The sequence below is a fragment of the Telluria sp. ZT3P26 genome (assembly GCF_059686035.1).
The window spans coordinates 516866-536569 of sequence record NZ_JCASII010000003.1 but is presented as its reverse complement, the minus strand read 5'-3'; the positions used below and the strand labels follow the sequence as shown (position 1 = coordinate 536569).

The 19704-nt window shown below is 65.6% G+C and carries 19 protein-coding genes; 17 read left to right on the top strand and 2 right to left on the bottom strand.

The window, feature by feature from the left end; translation table 11 throughout:
* Window positions 1–52 precede the first annotated feature (52 nt).
* The 13 genes from AC56LN_RS13075 (at window position 53) to AC56LN_RS13015 (ending at window position 12997) form a co-directional block, all read left to right on the top strand.
* The gene (locus tag AC56LN_RS13075) at window positions 53–226 is read left to right on the top strand and encodes a Flp family type IVb pilin (protein WP_499572274.1); all 174 of its coding nucleotides are present in this window, start codon (window positions 53–55) and stop codon (window positions 224–226) included.
* Between the two features lie 81 nt (window positions 227–307).
* A complete protein-coding gene (locus tag AC56LN_RS13070) occupies window positions 308–883 on the top strand; it encodes an A24 family peptidase (protein ID WP_499572273.1) in 576 nt (191 codons plus the stop codon).
* Window positions 880–2235 carry a DUF8689 domain-containing protein gene (locus AC56LN_RS13065; RefSeq protein WP_499572271.1) on the top strand — a complete coding sequence of 452 codons (1356 nt, stop codon included), beginning with the start codon at window positions 880–882 and terminating at the stop codon, window positions 2233–2235. The genes AC56LN_RS13070 and AC56LN_RS13065 overlap by 4 nt, the downstream gene beginning before the upstream one ends.
* Window positions 2228–3070: a Flp pilus assembly protein CpaB gene (cpaB, locus tag AC56LN_RS13060; protein ID WP_499572269.1), complete on the top strand. Its 843-nt coding sequence runs from the start codon at window positions 2228–2230 to the stop codon at window positions 3068–3070. Before AC56LN_RS13065 ends, cpaB begins: the two co-directional genes overlap by 8 nt.
* Before the next feature lie 14 nt (window positions 3071–3084).
* Complete coding sequence (locus AC56LN_RS13055) at window positions 3085–4566, top strand: type II and III secretion system protein family protein (protein ID WP_499572267.1); 1482 nt, start codon at window positions 3085–3087, stop codon at window positions 4564–4566.
* A gap of 2 nt (window positions 4567–4568) precedes the next feature.
* A complete protein-coding gene (locus tag AC56LN_RS13050; protein ID WP_499572265.1) occupies window positions 4569–4826 on the top strand; it encodes a hypothetical protein in 258 nt (85 codons plus the stop codon).
* An 8-nt stretch (window positions 4827–4834) separates the two neighbouring features.
* Entirely contained in the window at window positions 4835–6013 is a 1179-nt protein-coding gene (locus AC56LN_RS13045) for a CpaE/TadZ family protein (RefSeq protein WP_499572263.1), read from the top strand.
* Complete coding sequence (locus AC56LN_RS13040) at window positions 6010–7449, top strand: TadA family conjugal transfer-associated ATPase (protein WP_499572261.1); 1440 nt, start codon at window positions 6010–6012, stop codon at window positions 7447–7449. The genes AC56LN_RS13045 and AC56LN_RS13040 overlap by 4 nt, the downstream gene beginning before the upstream one ends.
* 10 nt (window positions 7450–7459) lie before the next feature.
* Entirely contained in the window at window positions 7460–8434 is a 975-nt protein-coding gene (locus tag AC56LN_RS13035) for a type II secretion system F family protein (protein ID WP_499572259.1), read from the top strand.
* A gap of 15 nt (window positions 8435–8449) precedes the next feature.
* Complete coding sequence (locus tag AC56LN_RS13030; protein WP_499572257.1) at window positions 8450–9382, top strand: type II secretion system F family protein; 933 nt, start codon at window positions 8450–8452, stop codon at window positions 9380–9382.
* A 225-nt stretch (window positions 9383–9607) separates the two neighbouring features.
* Window positions 9608–11224 (top strand): methyl-accepting chemotaxis protein, encoded by a 1617-nt coding sequence (locus AC56LN_RS13025; RefSeq protein ID WP_499572255.1) that lies wholly within the window; start codon window positions 9608–9610, stop codon window positions 11222–11224.
* A 146-nt stretch (window positions 11225–11370) separates the two neighbouring features.
* A complete protein-coding gene (locus AC56LN_RS13020; RefSeq protein ID WP_482898953.1) occupies window positions 11371–11589 on the top strand; it encodes a hypothetical protein in 219 nt (72 codons plus the stop codon).
* Between the two features lie 262 nt (window positions 11590–11851).
* Window positions 11852–12997, top strand: a complete 1146-nt coding sequence (locus AC56LN_RS13015; RefSeq protein WP_499572253.1) for a PAS domain-containing sensor histidine kinase — start codon at window positions 11852–11854, stop codon at window positions 12995–12997.
* A gap of 30 nt (window positions 12998–13027) precedes the next feature.
* Here the strand turns inward: AC56LN_RS13015 and AC56LN_RS13010 are convergent, their stop codons facing one another.
* Together AC56LN_RS13010 and AC56LN_RS13005 are read right to left on the bottom strand one after the other, a co-directional pair.
* Window positions 13028–13681 (bottom strand): VTT domain-containing protein, encoded by a 654-nt coding sequence (locus AC56LN_RS13010; RefSeq protein ID WP_499572251.1) that lies wholly within the window; start codon window positions 13679–13681, stop codon window positions 13028–13030.
* Window positions 13682–13772: 91 nt separating this feature from the next.
* Window positions 13773–14831, bottom strand: a complete 1059-nt coding sequence (locus tag AC56LN_RS13005; RefSeq protein WP_499572249.1) for an AI-2E family transporter — start codon at window positions 14829–14831, stop codon at window positions 13773–13775.
* A gap of 258 nt (window positions 14832–15089) precedes the next feature.
* On the opposite strand from AC56LN_RS13005, the gene AC56LN_RS13000 reads away from it, so the two are divergent.
* From AC56LN_RS13000 to AC56LN_RS12985, 4 genes are all read left to right on the top strand, one after another.
* Window positions 15090–15947, top strand: coding sequence for a hypothetical protein (locus tag AC56LN_RS13000; RefSeq protein ID WP_499572247.1), 858 nt, complete (start codon window positions 15090–15092; stop codon window positions 15945–15947).
* 85 nt (window positions 15948–16032) lie between these two features.
* Window positions 16033–17316: a paraquat-inducible protein A gene (locus AC56LN_RS12995; RefSeq protein WP_499572245.1), complete on the top strand. Its 1284-nt coding sequence runs from the start codon at window positions 16033–16035 to the stop codon at window positions 17314–17316.
* Window positions 17309–18970, top strand: coding sequence for a PqiB family protein (locus AC56LN_RS12990; protein WP_499572243.1), 1662 nt, complete (start codon window positions 17309–17311; stop codon window positions 18968–18970). Before AC56LN_RS12995 ends, AC56LN_RS12990 begins: the two co-directional genes overlap by 8 nt.
* A complete protein-coding gene (locus AC56LN_RS12985) occupies window positions 18967–19599 on the top strand; it encodes a PqiC family protein (protein ID WP_499572241.1) in 633 nt (210 codons plus the stop codon). The genes AC56LN_RS12990 and AC56LN_RS12985 overlap by 4 nt, the downstream gene beginning before the upstream one ends.
* The last annotated feature ends 105 nt before the right edge of the window (window positions 19600–19704 follow it).

The window sequence follows — 19704 nt, the reverse complement described above, 5'->3', positions numbered from 1 at the left end:
CATAAAAGCCAACCTGCTAATGCTTGATTACCGACCCTTGAAAGGATCCACCATGAACTTCATCAAAAACCTGATCAAAGAAGAAGACGGCGTCACCGCCATCGAATACGCACTGATCGCATCGCTGATCGCCGGCGTCATCATCACCGCCGTGTCCCTGCTGGGTGGCAACATCAGCACCATGTTCACGAACCTGGCAGGCAAGATCAACCAGACGCCGAAGTAATTGACGTCCCGTCCGCCGCACGGTGGACCCGATCCGGCACGGGCTGTCCCGCGGCCGGATTTTTTTTACCCGGAGAATTCATTGTCAACTCTGCCACTCCTGCTGCTGTTCGCTCTGCTAGGCGCCGCCGTCCTCACCGACGTGCGCGTGCGCCGCATTCCGAATGCCGTCGTGTTTCCGGGCATGCTGGCCGCGTTCGCGCTGCATGCCTTGCTGCCGGCAGGGGCAGGGTTGTTCACGACGCCGGTCGGCGGGCTCGGCATCCTGTCCGCGCTCGGCGGCTGTGCGCTCGGCCTGGCGCTGCTGCTGCCGATGTACGCGCTGCGCCTGATGGGCGCCGGTGACGTCAAGCTGCTGGCGATGGTCGGGGCCTTCGTCGGCGCCGGCCAGATCCTCACTGTCGGCCTGGTCACGCTGGTGGCCGGCGGCGTGCTGGCGCTGGTGTTTGCGGCCTGGCAGCGTAATCTGCGCCGCCTGGTCGCCAATGCTTACCACATGGCGCTGCACACGACCTACTCGGCGCTGGCCGGCACCGTCGCCGCGCCGACGGTGCCACCCGAAGCTGCCAGCGGCCGCCTGCCGTACGCGATCGCAATTGCTACCGCCACCGCGGGCTGCGTGCTGTGGCTGCGCGTGCACGGGGAGCTGCCGCTGTGAGCCTCGCTCTGCTTGCGCCATCGAACGCCAGGGCGCCGCGCACGGTCGACGAGACCGGCCTGCCGTTCCTGTTCCTGGCCGAATTGCTGGGCAAGATCCTGTTCCAGCGCGGCCAGATGCGCCTGGCGGAACTGGCCGCGCACACCAAACTCAATGTCAGCGTCATCGATCCCCTGATCGCGTTCCTGCGGGCCGAAAAACTGTGCGAAGTCGCGCGCATCGGCAACAGCGGTACCGACGCCGACCTGTGCTACATCCTTACCGAGGCCGGCCGCGCGCGTGCCCAGGCCGCGCTGGGCCGCAATGCCTATGCCGGCCCGGCACCCGTCACGCTGGCCGCCTATGTCGCCCAGGTCAAGGCGCAAAGCGTGGCAAACATGCAGGTCACGCGTGGCGCGATGGCTGCCGTCTTCGATGGCGTCGTCGTCAACCCGGTCGTGCTCGACCAGATCGGCGCCGGCATGAATTCGGGCCGCGCGCTGTTCCTGCACGGCGTGGCCGGCAGCGGCAAGACCTACCTGGCTGAGCGCCTGCGCGACCTGCTGGTCGGCACGATCGCCGTGCCGCACGCGCTGATGGTCGATGGCGAAGTCATTCCGTTTTTCGACAACGTGCAGCACTGCGTGACCGAGCCCGCGCTGACGGAAGCACCGGGCCTGGACCGCGGCAGCGCGCCGGACCTGCGCTGGATCCGCGGCGTGCGCCGCCCGGCTGCGCTGGCCGGCGGCGAACTGACGCTCGACATGCTCGACCTGCGCTTTGATCCGCACACCCGCCTGTACCAGGCGCCGCCGCATCTCAAGTCGAACAACGGCATCTTCATCATCGATGACCTGGGCCGCCAGCGCTGCACGCCGGAAGCATTGATGAACCGCTGGATCGTGCCGATGGACCGCAACGTCGATTACCTGACGCTGCACACCGGCCACACGTTCCAGGTGCCATTCGACGTGATCATCGTGTTCTCGTCAAATTTCGTGCCGCAGCGCCTGTCCGACGGCGCCTTCCTGCGCCGCCTCGGCTACAAGATCGAGGTGCCCGAAGCGTCGACCGACGAATACACGCGCCTGTTCCGCCAGGCGTGCGAATCCGTCGGCGTCACCTTCGACGCCGCGGCCTTCGACTACCTGCTGGCGTGCCACCGCGAGCGCGGCGTGCCGCTGCTGGCCTGCTACCCGCGCGACCTGATGCGCCAGTTGCGCGACCTGGCGCGCTACGAAGACTGCGCGCCCGAACTCTCGCGCCGCACCCTGGACTGGGCCTGGGACAACTATTTTGCCGCGGGCACCCCGGGCCGGCCCGCCTCACAAGAACGCCGCGAACGCGGCACGACGGAGTATGAACATGCGTAATTCGAGAGCGATCCTGATCATCGGCGTGGCGCTGGTGCTGGCGCTGGGCGCCGTGGTACTGGCGGCCAAGTGGATGGGCGAACAGGGCCCGGCGGGCACCCGGGTGGTGGTCGCCGCCACCGAGATCGGGCAGGGCGCGCGCATCCTGCCGGCCAGCCTGCAACTGACCGACTGGCCCGCCGGCTCGATGCCGCCGGGCGCGATCACCGACATCAAGCTGCTCGAAGGACGCATCGCGCGGGGCGACATTGCGCGCGGCGAGCCGGTACTCGAATCGAAGCTGGCGCCGGCCGGCACGCTGGGCGGTCTGTCGGCGGTGGTCGCCAGCGGCAAGCGCGCCATGACCGTGCGCGTCAACGACGTCGTCGGCGTGGCCGGCTTTGCACTGCCTGGCAACTATGTCGACATCCTCGTGAACCTGGCCCCGACCAACAGCGACCTGGCGCAGAACGCCGGCTCGATCTCGAAGATCGTACTGGAGCGCATCCTGGTGCTGGCCGTGGCGCAGGAATCGGCCGTGGACGACACCAAGCCGCGCGTCGTGAATGCCGTGACGCTGGAGCTGACCCCGAATGAAGTCGAGAAGCTCGACCTGGCCCGCTCGATCGGTTCGCTGTCGCTGGTGCTGCGCAACCAGATCGAGGCGCAGCCGGCCAACACGACCGGCGCGACGCGCGAATCGGTGCTTGGCCTGCCGGCACTGTCGGCGCAGGCCCCGGCGCCGGTCCGTGATGCGGCGCCACGCATTGCTCCTGTTACCCCACGTCAGCCAAGCGCGCCGCGCGACGGTGTCCTGGTGATCCGCGGCCTGGACGCCGCTTCGCAAAGCTTTTGATTGAAGAATCCGTCATGACCACATTGACCCACAAGACCCTGCTGGCCTGCGCCGTCGCATTGACGCTGGACGCCGGCGCTGCCGCCCCTGCCGCCAAGGTGGACGCCGCCGTCCCGGTCGCCGCAGGGGCCGACTGCATCGACCTGCGCGGCGGCGCGAATCAACGGCTCCAGCTGATGCGCGGCAAATCCGTCCTCAAGCGCTTCTGCACGCCGGCCGGCGCCGTCATGGTGGGCGACCCGAAAGTGGCCAACGTCGTGGTCCCGGGCGCCAGCGAAGTCGTGATCGTCGCGCGCAGCGTCGGCAGCACCAACCTGATCGTGTCCGGTCGCGACAAGCGCTCGACCGTGATCGACCTGGACGTGGCCATCGACACGTCGTCGCTGCGGGCGCAGTTCGACGCGCTGTTCCCGCTCGAGCGCGATATCCGCATCGGCGCCAGCGGCAACGCGGTGGTGCTGTCGGGGATGGTCAGCGACGTCGGCGTGGCCAGCGCGCTGGTGGACCTGGCCACCGCGTTCCAGGAAAGCGCCGTGCCTGCCGCTGGCGGCCAGGCCGACAGTGGCGCTGGCAGCCCGTCGCCGCTGTCCGTCGGTGCGCCGGCGGCGGCGCCCGCCGCGGGGTCGGCAACCGCCGCGAAAGTATTGAACATGCTGGCGATCGCCGCACCGCAGCAGGTCATGCTGGAAGTGAAGATCGCCGAAATCTCGAAGTCGCTGGTGGACCAGCTGGGCGCCAAGGCGGGCTTTTCCAAGACCAACGGCAACTGGACCTACGCTGCCGTATCGAGCCTGCTCAGTGGCGGCGCCGGCGCCATCAGCGCCGTGGGCAACGGCATGAAGCAGCTGACCATCGACGGCGAAAAGCGCGACGGCCTGATCAAGATCCTGGCCGAGCCGAACGTCATGGCCATCAGCGGGCAGGAGGCAAGTTTTCTCGCTGGCGGCAAGATCTTCATCCCGGTCGCGCAGAATTCGTCCAGTGGCGCGGCGCTGATCACGCTGGAAGAAAAAGAATATGGCGTGGCCGTGAAATTCACGCCGACCGTGCTGGCGGGCGGACGCATCAACCTGCGCGTGGCGCCGGAAGTGTCGGAACTCAATCGCGAAGGCATCGGCATCACCACGCCCGGCGCGACCAACAACAGCGCGACCGCGATCCTGCCGTCGTTTACCACGCGGCGCGCGGCGACCACGGTGCAGCTGCAGGATGGCCAGAGCTTCGCCATCGGTGGCCTGATCCGCAATAACGTGACCAGCACCATCAAGCGCTTCCCGCTGCTGGGCGACGTCCCGGTGCTGGGCGCACTGTTTCGCAGCAGCGACTTCCAGAATGACCGCACCGAACTGGTGTTCATCGTGACGCCGCGCCTGGCCAAGCCGATGCAATCCCAGCCCGCGTTGCCGACCGACGACTACGTGCAGCCAAGCCGCACCCAGTTCATGCTCGGCGGCCGGCTCGAAGGCCGCGCCGCCCCTGCCGCCAAAGAGAAATGATCATGAAGACGACCACCACCGCCATCCTCGCCGCAACCTGCGCCAGTCTGCTGCTTGGCGGCTGCGCTACCCGGACGCCGGCCGGCACCGGCAAGACCGTGCGCAACATCATGGCCAGCCAGATCATCGCGCCCCAGGCCACGCCAACCGTGCCGGGCAGCGACGCCGGCAGCGCCATCCTCGCCTACAAGAATTACCAGGGCTCGTTCGCCGCGCCCGCGCCGCAGGTCGAGATCACGCTATTCGGCGGGAACAAGTAGAGGCCATCATGAAAATCGCAGTCCTTTCGCGCGACGAGCGCCACCTGATCGAGCTGTCGCGCCAATTGCGCGCGCGCCCGGGCAGCGACGAAGTCGACATGATCGCCGGTACCCCGGCGCGCCTGTCGACGATGAGTGACGACGCCATCCCCGACCTGCTGGTGGTCGACCAGCCGCGCGCCGACGAGGGTGACCTCGACCAGCTCGAGCGGCTTGGCCACCTGTTCCCGCGCATGGCCTTCATCGTGCTGTCGGGCGACCTGTCGCAGGACTTTTTGCTGCGCGCGATGCGCGCCGGGGTGCGCGAAGTGCTGCCGGCCACGCCCGGCGCGGCCGAACTGGCCAAGGCCGTTGACCACATCGCCGAGAAGTTCGGCAGCCAGGGCGCGGCGCAGGGCAAGGTGCTGGCCTTCATCTCGTGCAAGGGCGGCAGCGGCGCGACCTTCCTGGCCACCAACCTGGCCTACGCCTTGTCGGCGGGCGGCACCAAGCGCGTGGCGATGATCGACATGAACCTGCAGTTCGGCGACGCGTCGCTGTTCGTCTCGGACAGCAAGCCGCTGGCCACGCTGTCGGATGTCGCGACGCAGATCCACCGGCTCGATCCGTCGTTTTTGTCGTCGAGCATGGTCGCCGTCACGCCCAACTTCAGCGTGCTGGCCGCGCCGTCCGATCCGGCCCACGCCAGCGACGTCAAGCCCGAACACATCGACGCGATCATCAAGCTGGCGCGCCGCCAGTACGATTTCATCGTGCTCGACGTGGCGCGCAGCCTGGATCCGGTGACGATCCGCGCGCTCGACCATGCCGACACGATCTACCCGGTGCTGCAAACGACACTGCCGTACATCCGCGACGGCAAGCGCCTGCTCGACGTGTTCCGCAACCTCGAATACGGCAGCGACAAGGTCGAAATCGTCGTGAACCGCCACGACAACAACAGCGACATCAAGCTCAAGGATCTCGAGCAGGCGTTCGACACGACGCATCTGCGCACGATGCCGAACCACTACGATGCGGCGGCCAAGTCGGTCAACCAGGGCGTGCCGATCACGCGCCTGGCGCCGGAGAGTCCGCTCAGCGTCGCCCTGATGACGATGGCGCGCAGCCAGACGGGCGAAGCCGCGCCACAGGCGGCGGCGGGCGTGATGGCGCGCCTGTTCAAGCGCCGCAAGACTGACGTATGACCCGCGAACTGCTCAAGGAGTCCAACGACATGAACATGATCCCTTCCGCGTCGCTGCGCGAACGCCTCGGCAGCGCAGCGCTGTCCAGCAGCACGACGCCAAACACGCCGACGCGCGTGACCACCGGCGCCCCGGCGCCACGGACCGCCGCCGTGCGCGGCGGGCCGATCGACAACCGCGCCTACCACCAGCTCAAGGCCCGCATCCACGAGGCGCTGCTCGACCGCATCGACCTGGAAAGCATGCAGCGCCTCAATGGCGACCAGATCCGGCAAGAGCTGCGCCTCCTGGTCGAGCGTCTGCTCGAAGAAGAGATGGTCGTCATCAACGACGCCGAGCGCAAGATGCTCACGCGCGACATCCAGAACGAGATGCTGGGCTTCGGCCCGCTCGAGCCGCTGCTGGAAGACCCGACGGTTTCGGACATCCTGGTCAACACGCACAAGCAGGTCTATGTCGAACGGCGCGGCAAGCTCGAACTGACCGACGTGACGTTCACCGACGAAGCGCACCTGATGAAGATCATCGACAAGATCGTCTCGCGCGTGGGCCGCCGCATCGACGAATCGAGCCCGATGGTCGATGCGCGCCTGCCGGACGGCTCGCGCGTGAATGCGATCATCCCGCCGCTGGCGATCGATGGCGCGGTGATGTCGATCCGGCGCTTCTCGGCGGACCCGCTGCGCCTGGCCGACCTGGTTGCCTACGGCAGCATGACGGCCGACATGGCCGAGGTGCTGCAGGGCCTGGGCAAGGCCAAGGTCAATATCGTGATCTCCGGCGGCACGGGGTCGGGCAAGACGACGATGCTCAACGTGATCTCGGGCTTCATCAACCACAACGAGCGCATCGTGACGGTCGAAGACGCGGCCGAACTGCAATTGCAGCAGCCGCACGTGGTGCGTCTTGAAACGCGCCCTGCGAACATCGAGGGCAAGGGCGAAGTGACCCAGCGCGCTTTGGTGAAGAACGCGCTGCGGATGCGGCCCGACCGCATCATCCTGGGCGAGGTGCGCGGCGAAGAAGCGATGGACATGCTGGGCGCGATGAACACCGGTCACGAAGGCTCGATGGCAACCCTGCACGCGAACACGCCGCGCGAAGCGCTCACGCGCCTGGAAAACATGATCAGCATGGCCGCGCCGAACCTGCCGCCCAAGGCCATGCGCCAGCAGATCGCGTCGGCCGTGGGCGTCGTGGTTCAGGTCTCGCGCCTGACCGACGGCAAGCGCAAGGTGCTGTCGATCACGGAAGTGACGGGCATGGAAGGCGACGTCATCACGATGCAGGAGATCTTCACGTTCCGGCAGACCGGCGTGGCCGATGACGGCACGGTGCTGGGGCAGGCGACCGCCACCGGCGTGCGGCCGCACTTCGCCGAGCGCCTGCGCACGTTCGGCGTGAACCTGGCGCCGCACATCTTCGAGCCGCGCTAGGACCCCGGGCATGGATACCACCTTCCTCCTGTTCATCCTGCTGGTGTTTGCCGCCGTCCTGCTGCTGGTCTGGGGCGTGTACACGGCCTGGCAGGCGAACAACAACCCGGAAGCCGAGCGCATCGCGCGCCGGCTGCGCAGCGTGATCGGGCGCGAGACACGCGAGCTCGATGTCACCATCGTCAAGGAACGGCGCCTGTCCGACAATCCGGAGCTCGAACCGCTGCTGCAGCGTCTTCCCGGCGTGTACCGGCTGGACCGCATGCTGCTGCAGGCGGGTAGTGCGCAGAAGGCGGCGTCGCTGCTGGCCGTCTGCGCAGCGTGTGCCTTCGGCGGACTCATGGCCGCCTTGCTGCTGCGCCTGCCGTTGCTTGGGCTGCTGGCCTGCATGCTCGTTGCCGGCTGGCTGCCGCTGCTGCGCCTGACGCGTGCGCGCGACGCACGCATGGTGCGTTTCGAGCGCCAGTTGCCCGAGGCACTGGACATGATGAGCCGCGCGATGCGCGCCGGCCACGCGTTCCCGACCGCCCTGAAACTGGTGGCCGACGAAGTGAGCGCGCCGCTGGGCGACGAGTTCAAGACCGCCTTCGACGAAGTCAATTTCGGCGTTTCGATGGGCGACGCGCTGAACAACCTGGCGCAGCGGGTGCCCAGCATGGACTTGCAGTACTTCGTCGTGGCGGTGCTGATCCAGCGCGAGAGCGGCGGTAACCTGACCGAATTGCTGACGTCGATTTCCAGCATCATCCGCGATCGCCACAAGCTGGCCGGCCAGGTGCGCGTGCTGTCGGCCGAGGGCCGCATCTCGGCCTGGGTACTGTGCCTGCTGCCGTTTGGTGCCGGCGGCATGATGGCGGTGGCCAATCCCGAGACGATGGGCGTGCTGGTGAACGACCCGATCGGGCGCCAGCTGAGCGGCGCGGCGCTGGGCATGATGAGCTTTGGCGTACTGGCGATCCGCAAGATCGTGCGCATCCGGATGTAAAGAAAGAACGACACGATGACCATCCCGAAAATAGTCATGCTGGCGGTGATGTTCCTGCTGGTGTTTGGCGTTGCGGTGGCAGCCTTGCTGCTGCTCACGCGCGACCCCGTCAAGGCGCGCCTGGTCGCGCTGGACGAGCGCGATGTGCCGAAAACCAGGCGCGGTGACGGCTGGCGCGAGCGCCTGGCCGAATTCGCCGAGCCGCTGGCCAGGTTGTCCGTGCCGACCGAAGGGTGGGAATCGTCGCCGTTGCGGCTGCGCTTCATCAATGCCGGCTGGCGTGCGCCCTCGGCCCCCGGGTTATACCACGCCGCCAAGACGGCGCTGACGCTCGGCTTGCCGCTGCTGGTCTGGATCGCGCTGCCGCATCACGGTAACCGGCCGCTGGCGCTGACCTTCCTGTTCCTGGTGAGCGCGGCCAGCATCGGCTACTACCTGCCGGATTTCCTGCTCAAGCGCCGCGTCGCCAACCGGCAGCGCGACATCTTCGAGGGCTTTCCCGATGCGCTCGACCTGATGACCGTCTGCGTCGAAGCGGGTTTGGCGATGGATGCGGCGCTGGCGCGCGTGGGCAGCGAGATCGGCCTGAAAAGCCCGGTGCTGGCCGACGAACTGCAGCTGGTGACGCTGGAACTGCGCGCCGGCAGCGCCAAGGAAAAGGCGCTGCGCAACCTGGCGCTGCGGACCGGCGTGGAAGACGTCGATGCGCTGGTCAAGATGCTGATCCAGGCCGAACGCTTCGGCACCAGCGTCGGCACGGCGCTGCGCGTGCAATCGGAGCAACTGCGTACGCGGCGGCGGCAACTGGTCGAGGAAAAGGCGGCGCAGATTGCGACCAAGCTGCTGTTTCCGCTGATCTTCTGCATCTTTCCCGCGTTGCTGGTGGTATTGCTGGGGCCGGCAGTCATCCAGATCTTCCGCGCGATCACGCCTGTTGCAGGCAGCTGACGTCGGTCAGGGCGCATTGCATGCATGCCGAATCGACCATGCTTGAGGTTCAAAGCATTTACGCGGACTACGCAGGGATTCGCCGCCATTGATGGGAGATGTTGGCCGTGTGCAACACATGAGTTTCTCGCCTGTGCGATCATGTTGCCTTTGGGCATCTTTGCCACGCGGCGTTCCTTGCATACGCAGGGCGCCGGTCTCTCCCACCTTCCCGGACAACGTTTGATGAAAAACTTAAAAATTGGCACACGCCTGGCGTTCAGCTATGCGGCCGTCCTGCTACTCATGGCCATCGTGATTGTCGTTACCCTCGGTCGCATGGGCGACATGAAGGACGCGACTGACCGCGTGGTTAATACCAGCATGAAGAACCAGCGCAACGTGGCAGAGTGGGCGAAAATCATCGAAGTCAACCGCGTGCTGGTCGAGATGGCTTACCACACGCCCGAGCCGGAACAGGTCAAGATCATCGGCGACCGCATCGCTGCCGGCTCGGTGCGCTCCACCGAATTGCAGCAAACGATCAAGGCCGGCTTGCGCAACCCGAAGTCGCAGGCACAGCTCGAAGAGGTCGTGGCGGCGCGGGTGCCCTATGCTGCAGCACGCAAGGCGCTGCTGGCGGCCAGGATGGCTGGCGACACGGAAGGCGCACGACGCATCTTCGAGACCCAGATGCTCCCGACCAGCGTCGTCTACGTCGACTCGATCAGCAAGCTCGCCGCTGCGCAGCAAAAGTCGGCGGAGAAGTTCGTGGCCGACGCCTTTGCAGCGCATGACACCGCGCGCACGACCCTGATCGGCCTGGGAAGCCTGGCCATGGTGCTGGGTGTCATGTTCGGCATTTTCATCACCCGTTCGATCGTGCGTCCGATCCAGGATGCGGTGGCCGTTGCCGACCGCGTCTCGTCAGGCGACCTGGGCAGCGAGTTCACCGTCACGACCCGCGACGAAACCGGTCAGCTGATGACGGCACTGCAAAAAATGAACGATAACCTGCTCGGGATCGTGCGCCAGGTACGCACCGGCACCGAAACGATCGCGACGGCATCGGCCGAAATCGCTGAGGGCAACCTCGACCTGTCGCGCCGTACCGAGCAGCAGGCCGGTTCGCTGGAAGAAACCGCGTCGTCGATGGAAGAACTCACGTCCACCGTGCGCCAGAATGCCGACAACGCGCGCCGCGCCAACACGATGGCCTCCGAAGCGGCCAGCATTGCCGGGCAGGGCGGCGCCGTGATTGCGCAAGTGGTGGGCACGATGAGCGAGATCAATGCGTCGTCGCGCAAGATCGTCGACATCATCAGCGTGATCGACAGCATCGCCTTCCAGACCAATATCCTGGCGCTGAATGCCGCCGTGGAAGCAGCGCGTGCCGGTGAACAGGGCCGCGGCTTTGCCGTCGTCGCCAGCGAAGTGCGCAACCTGGCGCACCGCTCGGCGGCAGCGGCCAAGGAAATCAAGGGCCTCATCGACGACTCGGTGCAGAAAGTCGAAGCCGGTACCAGCCTGGTGGACAATGCGGGCACGACGATGACCAATATCGTGCACAGCATTTCTCTCGTCACCGGGATCATGAGCGAAATTTCCCACGCCAGCGACGAGCAGAGTGCCGGCATCGAGCAGGTCAATGCTGCCATCACCGAGATGGACCAGGCAACGCAGCAGAACGCCGCGCTTGTGGAGCAAGCCGCCGCTGCCGCCGGTTCGATGCAGGAGCAAGCGGCGCACCTGGCCGATGTGGTCAGCGTGTTCAAGACTGACGTACACGTCGGTGCTGTCCGCACGGCGCCAGCGCGCAGTCACGAAGCGCCGGTTGGACGCCTGGCGCTGGCTGGCATCTAAGACCGTGTGGTTTCCTGTTATCGATCAAATATCGATTTCCAAGATAGTTGTTTTGTGAATGACGACTATCATGGATCGCAATTTGATTTCTATCTGATAGAGCGCATACTAGCTTCATACCAGATCAAATAAACAGGAAGAAAATCATGACCACCTTGTCCCTCCGCCCGTCCTTCGCTGCCCAACTGTCCGCCCTGGTCAGCACCGCATTCGATTTCGTGCGTGAAGTCAAGACTGCGCCAGCGGCTGCAGCCCGCACCACTGGCAGCGCCGATGTCTGGGCGCTGTACCGCATGACCCGTGGCGCCGACGCCGTGTCGCCAGCCGTGGCCCGTCGCCTGGCTGCGCACGCCAAGTCGAACTGATCGCATCACGCCGATCGTGTCACACTGATCGTGCTGCCGGGCCCGTCCCGGCATCGATGCAACGCCCCGCCCGATGCGGGGCGTTTGTCGTTTACAGCCACATTTTCGCGCCCGGACACTGGCGCTGCCGGCAACGCTCTTCCGGCACCTGCACGTCAACCTCCGACAAGAATGGTAGTGTGTCTCCTACGCAGTGCAAATGTTGCAACCTCGATAATGTCGATTGAGACTTCGATAGCGGTGCTCTTTCCGCATTTGCACCATGACCCATCAGAACACGCCTCTCGAAGGCGAATTTAGCGAGTTGGACAATGGCTGGCCCGAATCGTACGCATGGGCGATCGAGCAGATGCCATGTCCTGCATATTGTTGCTCGCCCACGGGCGCGCTGGTGCACGTCAACGCGGCAGCCAGGCGCATCTGGGGCGACGACTGTCCGCATGTCAGCGATATGCGCTGGGACGGTTTTGAGACGCTGCGGTCGCTGGATGGCCAGTTGCTGGACAAGAAAGCCAGCCCGGCAGCGCTCGCCGCCGCCGGGGCGACGCCATCCCCGACCGAGCTGCTCGCCGTGTGCCGCGATGGCCAGCCGCGCCGGATCGTCATTCACGCCAAGCCCGTGTTCCACGCCGGCGGCGCCGTCGTGGGCGCATTGTGCTGCCTGACCGACATCAGCGAACAGCGCCGGCTGCAGGAGCGGGAACGTGACGCTGCCCATGCCCGCGAGGAATTCCTGGCGATGCTGGCGCACGAACTGCGCAACCCGCTGGCACCGATCATGAGTATCGCGGGCCTCCTGCAGCGTGCCAACAACGATCCGGTCGTGTCGAAAATGGCCGGCGTCGTGCAGCGCCAAACCCGGCAGCTCGCGCGTTTCATCGCCGACCTGCTGGACGCGTCACGCGTCGATTGCGTCCACAACCTCCCGGTCGAGCCACGCACGTGCACGAAACACGAGATCGTGAACCTGTCGCTCGACGCGGTGGAAACACTGGTGCGTTCGCGCAACCAGCGCCTGATCGTGGAAGTGGATAACCCCGACGCCGAGCTGTTGTGTGATCCGGAGCGGGTTGCGCAAGCGCTGGGGAACGTCTTGTGCAATGCGAGCGCATTCACGCCGGACGGCGAAGAAATCTGCCTTCGGGTGTTCATCGAAGGCAATGTGCTGCGCGCGGAGGTGATCGATTGCGGGGCGGGTATCGCCGCCGAAGACTTGCAGCACATTTTCGAACCGTTCGAGCGGCGCGCGCTGGCGCCGGGTCGCGCGCCCGTCGGCGCCGGGCTGGGCCTGACGATCGCCAAGGGCGTCTGCGAAGCCCATGGCGGGTCGATCTTCGTGCGCAGCGCGGGCCCGGGGAAGGGCACCACCGTCTCGCTGGCGCTGCCAGTGGCGGTCTGCGCCGCCTGATTCACTGACGCCGCAGCCCCTGCCGCTGGCTCAGGCCTGGCCGTCGGCGCGGCGACCGCGGTGGCGTTCCAGCAGCCAGGCCACGATGCCTGGCACCAGCGACAGCACGATGATCCCCATGATGACGGCGGTCAGGTTGTCCTTGACCCAGCCGATATTGCCGAAGATGTAGCCGACAACCGTCAGCGAAACGACCCACAAGGTGCCGCCAGCGACGTTGTACGCGAGGAAGGTGGTATAGCGCATGCTGCCCAGTGCCGCGACGAACGGCGCGAGCGTACGCACGATCGGCACGTAACGCGCCAGCACGATGGTCTTGGGGCCATGGCGCAGGAAGAAGCGTTCGGTATGCGCGATGTGCTCTTCCTTGATGAGCCGGAACCGGTAGCCACGCTTGACGCGTTCGCGGAACGCACTGCCGATCGCAAAGTTGACGATATCGCCCGTCACTGCAGCGAAGATCAGCAGCGGGATCAGGATTTCCAGCGACAGCATGCCTTTGGCGGCCAGCGCGCCGGTGACGAACAGCAGCGAGTCGCCAGGAAGGAATGGCATCACGACCACGCCCGTCTCCACGAAGATCACGGCAAACAGCAGCACATAGACAAGCAGCTGGTATTCGGCGGCCAGTACGGCGAGGTGGCGGTCCAGGTGGAGGAACCAGTCGAGCAGGGTAGTCAGCATTGAATGTCTCGTTGAATCGGGTTGCGGCAACACCCCGGCCAAAGGATGCCGGCCGGGGCAAAGCGCGTATCTTACCCTTTACTCTTGCCCTTTACTCTTCCTGGAACTCGTCCGAGCGGCAGAACAGATCCCATGCTGCAATGAACAGGGCGGCAATGACCGGCCCGATCACGAAGCCATTCAGGCCAAACAGCGCCATGCCGCCCAGTGTGGACAGAAGGATCACATAGTCGGGCAACTTGGTGTCCTTGCCGACCAGGATCGGGCGCAGGATGTTGTCGACCAGACCGATGACGAGCACGCCATATGCGGCCAGCACCACGCCCTGCCAGATATCGCCTGTCACCAGGAAGTAGATCGCAACCGGCCCCCACACCAGTGCCGCGCCGATCGCCGGCAGCAGCGACAGGAACGCCATCACCACGCCCCACAGCAGCGGGCCGGACACGTCCAGCATCCAGAAGATCAGGCCGCCCAGCGCGCCTTGTGCAACCGCGACCAGCACATTGCCTTTGACCGTGGCGCGGATGACCGTCGTGAAGTTCTGGAACAGGCGACTCTTGTATTCGACGCTCAGCGGCACGGCGCGCTGGATGCGCGCCGCCAGGATGCGGCCGTCGCGCAGCAGGAAGAACAGCAGGTACAGCATGATCGTCATGCTGACGACGAAGTCGAGCGTGTTGCGGCCGATATTGAGCGCGTAGGTGGCGGCTGCCTGGCTGATCTGCGCTGCAAATTCGGTGATCTTGGTCTGCAGCGACGCCAGGTTGGTCAGTTCGAACCGTTCGAGGATCGAAATGGCCCAGTTCGGCAAGGCGCGCATCACGATCTGGAAGTAGCCCGCGAAATCGATCTGGCCGCTGCTGACCATCGTATAGATGCCGGCAACCTGGTCGACCAGAGACGCCGTGATCATTGCCAGCGGCAGCAGCACCATCAGCACGATGACCAGCAGCGAGAGCAGGGCGGCGACGGTTGGCTTGCCCTTGGTCGCACGCAGCAACCTTGACTGCAACGGCGCGAAGATGATGGCGAATACGACGCCCCAGAACACGGCGCCGGAGTACGGCAGCAGGATCCATAGGAAAGCGATCGTGACGATCGTGAGCAGGAGCAGGAACGAATTCTGCGGAAGGGTAAATTGCTTCATTGGCTGCGTTTGTGAAAAGGTTAATGTTTCTGGATGATAAACCATGACTTGCAAAGCACCGGGTGCGTTCGTGTAATGACGCGGAGCGGATGTCACATGTATGCAACTTGCATGACATGACATTCCCGTGTGGCTTAATGACCACAAAGTCAGTTCAATCGTGTGGGTTGGCAAACTAACATCTTGCGATAATTAATTGTTGCCGCGTCGAGACACAGTCTGGCGGGCACTTCTTTCAATTGATTATCCGGAGAATCCATGTCCCGCCCTGCACCACGCACTGCTGCCCCGTCCGTTCACACCACCCTCGTCCGCGCGCTCAAGGGCGCCATTCTGCTGGGCGCCGCCGCAGCAGGCATGGCGCAGGCGCAGCAGTCGCCAGCGCTCGACCGCGTCAGCATCTCGGCCGGCGCGTTCTATGCCGAGCCTGAAATCCACCTGGGTGGCGACACGCGCTACGGCCGCGTCGATACGCCGGACGAAGAGATCAGCGACGTCACGCTGCCACGCGTCAAGGGCGAAGTCCTGATCGGAGACAGCCACGGCATCTCGTTTGACTATTTCCGCTTCGATGAGGGCTACGGCGCCGATCTGAATGGCGACACCGTGTACGAAGGCCGTCCGGTCAGCGGCACGATCCGCGCGGATGCCAACCTGCGCATCGAGCTGGCGCGCCTGTCGTACAAGCTGTGGTTTGGCAAGGAAAAGAACGTCTTCGGCGTCGGCCTGGGCGCAGCCCACCTGCGCGCCAAGATTTCCGGTTCGGCGACGGCCAACGTCAGCTCGACCGCGCCAGTGGAAAACTACTCGTGGAGCGGCTCTGCATCGGCCAGCGAAAGCGTCTGGGCCCCGACTGTCGAACTGGCATGGCGCCACGCCCTGAACGATCAGGTCCGTTTCTATGCGGAAGCCTCGGGCGTGAAGAAGAACGGCGGCAACGTCGAAGGCCATATCTATAACGGCGCGGTCGGCGTGGAATACTTCCCGCACAAGAACGTCGGCCTGGTGCTGGACTATGGCATCCAGAAAATCGACCTGCACCGCAATGGCGAACGCACGGCCGACATCGACCTCAAGCTGACCGGCCCATCGGCCTACCTCAAGGTCCGCTTCTGATCGGACTGCGCTCACGTTGGAACTGCACGTTCAGTTGCTCTCGGTCATAATACCTAGTGTGAAAGCACTGGTGTAAGGGGAGTGGGTGAAAACGGATCAACTGGTCGCGTGTCATGACTGTGGCAGCCTGTATCACTGGCGGCCGCTGGCCGCCTGCGAGCGCGCGAGCTGCACCCGCTGCCAGCACGAGTTGTACCGCTGGCACAAGGGCAGCCCGGCGCGCCAGGCCGAGGTGCTGGCCGCCCTGACGCTGGGCGCCGTGTTCGTGTTCCTGCTGGCGCAGTGGTTCCCCATCGTCACGCTCGAGATGGGCGGCATGCTCTCGGGCGCCACGCTGTACCAGGCGGTGGCGGTGCTTTGGGGGGCGGGAGACCAGGTCATCGCGGCCATGGTCTTTTTTTGCGCCATCATCTTTCCCGGCATCGAGCTCGCTTCGCTGTTCTACGTGGCGCTCGGCCTGACCCGGGGCGTGCGGGTGCCCGGTTTCAACCTCGTGCTGCGCACGGTGCAGGGCGCCCGCCATTGGGCAATGACCGAGGTGCTGATGATCGGCATCCTGATCACCGTGATCAAGATGACCAGCCTGGCGCGCGTGGAGCCACATCCGGCCCTGTTCGCCTTTGGCGTGCTGACGGTCCTGTGCGCGCTCGTCATGCGCTACGAACCGAAAGCGCTGTGGGCGCTGGCCGACCGTCTCGCACCGCTGCGCAAATCCGATCCGGCGCGCCAGACCACCACGATTCCCGAAGCCGATTCGGTGCTGGTCTCGTGCAGCGCCTGCGGCCTGGTGAACCACACCTGTCCGTCGCGCGACGGCACCGATCGCTGCGCCCGCTGCAGCGCAGCGCTGCACCGCCGGATTCCCCACAGCGTCGGCTGGACCTGGGCCATGCTGCTGGCGGCCACGCTGCTCTACATTCCCGCGAATATGCTGCCCGTGATGTATACCCGCTCGATCGGGGGCACGGAAGGCGACACGATCATGAGCGGCGTCGTGCTGTTCTGGAACACCGGCTCGAAGGGCCTGGCCATCATCATTTTCGTGGCCAGCATCGTGGTGCCGGTGTCGAAACTCGCCGCGCTGGCATGGCTCAACGCCACTGCCCAGGCGCGTTCGCGCACGGCGCCGATGGCGCGCACGCGCGCGTATCGCGCCATTGAATTCGTCGGCCGCTGGTCGATGCTGGATATTTTCGTGGTTGCCCTGACCGTCGCGCTGGTGCGCTTCGATGCGCTGGTGGTGATCACGGCCGGACCGGGCGCAATTGCGTTTGGCTGCGTGGTGATCGTGACGATGGTCGCGTCGCACCAGTTCGACCCGCGCCTGATCTGGGACCCTATTGAATCGAACGGAGAACCACATGTCTGAGCAGGACAGCGCAACACCACCGGGCACACCGCCGCCAACCCCGCCCGGACCACCCGTGGGGCCATCGGCGCCGCTGGCGGCTTCGCCCGCCGTCGACCGCCCGAGCCGCTGGCTGCCGTCGCTGATCTGGATGATTCCCGTGCTCGCTGCGCTGATCGGCGCCTGGCAGGTGGTCAGCTGGGTGACCAACAAGGGCGCGACCGTCTATGTGTATTTCTCCAGTGGCGAAGGGCTCGAGGCCGGGCAGACCAAGGTCAAGTACAAGGACGTCGACATCGGCCGCGTGGTCTCGGTCACGCTCGGCGAAGACGGCAACCGCGTCGTGGCCAAGATCGAGATGGCCAAGGAGGCCGACCGCTTCACCGCCATCGACTCGCGCTTCTGGGTCGTGAAGCCGCAAATCGGCGCCAGCGGTGTCTCGGGCCTGGGCACGCTGCTGTCCGGCCCCTACATCGGCGCGGCGCCCGGGGTCAAGGAAGACACAACCAACAGCTTCACCGGCCTGGAAACGGCGCCGCCGATTCCGATTGGCCTGAAAGGCCGCGAATATAAGCTGCATGCGGAGACGCTCGGTTCGGTGGCACCCGGTTCACCGGTCTACTTCAAGCGCGTGCGCGTGGGCCAGGTGGCATCGGTGGCGCTCGACAAGGCCGGGCACGGTATCGACATGTCGGTGTTCGTCGAACAGCCCTACATCGGCCTGGTGGGCCCGGATTCGCGCTGGTGGCATGCCAGCGGCGTCGACCTGCGCCTCGATGCAAGCGGCCTGAAACTCAATACCCAGTCGCTGGCGGCGCTGGCCACCGGCGGCATCGCATTCGAATCGGCCGACGACCGCAAGCCGGTGACGCCGGCGCCGGCCGGTACCCGCTTCGTGCTGTCCGAAGACCGTAGCGCCGCGCTGCGCCCGCCTGACGGGCCGGCGGTGACGGCCGTGGTGTACTTCGACCAGTCGCTGCGCGGCCTGTCGCCGGGCGCCGTCGTCGATTTCCGCGGCGTGGCGCTGGGCGAAGTGCGCGCGGTCGGCATCGAATTCGATCGCGAACGCCAGAAATTCACCATGCCGATCACGGTCGACCTGTATCCGGGGCGTCTCGGCAAGGGCTTCATGGCGGCAATGGAACGCGAAGACGGCGGCCTGCGCGCCTTGACCGCGATGGTGGGCCGCGGCCTGCGGGCGCAGCTGCGCAATGGCAACCTCCTGACCGGTCAGCTGTACATCGCGCTCGACTTCTTCCCGAATGCCCGCAAGGCGACGATCGCCGCGCAGGGCGACACGCTGGTCTTGCCGACGGTGCCGGGCCAGCTCGACGAGCTGCAAAGCCAGATCTCGCGCATCGCTGGCAAACTGGACAAGATTCCGTTTGACGAGATCGGCGTGAACCTGAACCGCACGCTGGTGCAGGCCAACGCGACGCTGGCACGGATCGATGGCAAGGTACTGCCTGAAATGCAGCAGACGCTCAACGCCGCCAAGGCCACCTTCGCCAGCGCCGAAAGCGTGCTGGCGCAGGATGCGCCGCTGCAGTCCGACCTGCGCAAGGCGCTGCAGTCGGTGACCGACACGATGGCCAGGATCGATGCGCTGGCCGATTACCTCGAACGCAATCCGCAGTCGCTCATTCGCGGCAAACCTCAGGAGAAAAAAGAATGACGCTGTTTACCCAGGCGCGCCGCGCACTGACCGGCGCGGCGCTGGCAGCCCCGCTGCTGCTGGCAGGCTGCTCGAGCACACCGACCGACCAGTTCTATACCCTCAGCGGCGGCGCGGCCACGGTCGTGCCGCCGGCAGCGGCGAGTGCGCCGTTGTTCTTCGAGATGCGCCCCGTGACGATTCCCGCGCAGGTGCGCCGGCCCCAGCTGATGGTAGCGGGCGAGGGCGGCAAGATCGAGCTGATGGAGCATCATCGCTGGGCCGGCCCGCTGGCCGATGAAATCACCACCGGGTTGTCGCTGGGGATCGCCGCCGAGCTGGGCGGCGTGGATGTCTACCGCAACCCGGCACCTGCCGGCAGCACGCTGTACCGCATCGGTGCCAACGTCCAGCGTTTCGAGTCGAAGGAAGGCAGTTACGCGCTGATCGACGCCGTCTGGAATGTGCGCAAGGTCGATGGCGGGACGGTGCAGACCTGCCGCAGCGTGTTCCAGGAAAACGTGGGGCCAGGTTACGAGGCGCTGGTGGCCGGGCACCGCGCCGCACTGGCCAGGCTGTCCGCGGCAATCGCGGCCGGCGTGCGCAGCCAGGTTGCCGGCGGCACGCTGGCCTGCGTGAACAACCCATAGCGCGACAGCGGGCATGCCCGCGTCACGCAGTTGTCGCGGGCTTACTCTTGGCGCAGTCAACGTTAAATAGAGGAGCGCTTTGAACTGATGAGTGAATTCCTGGTC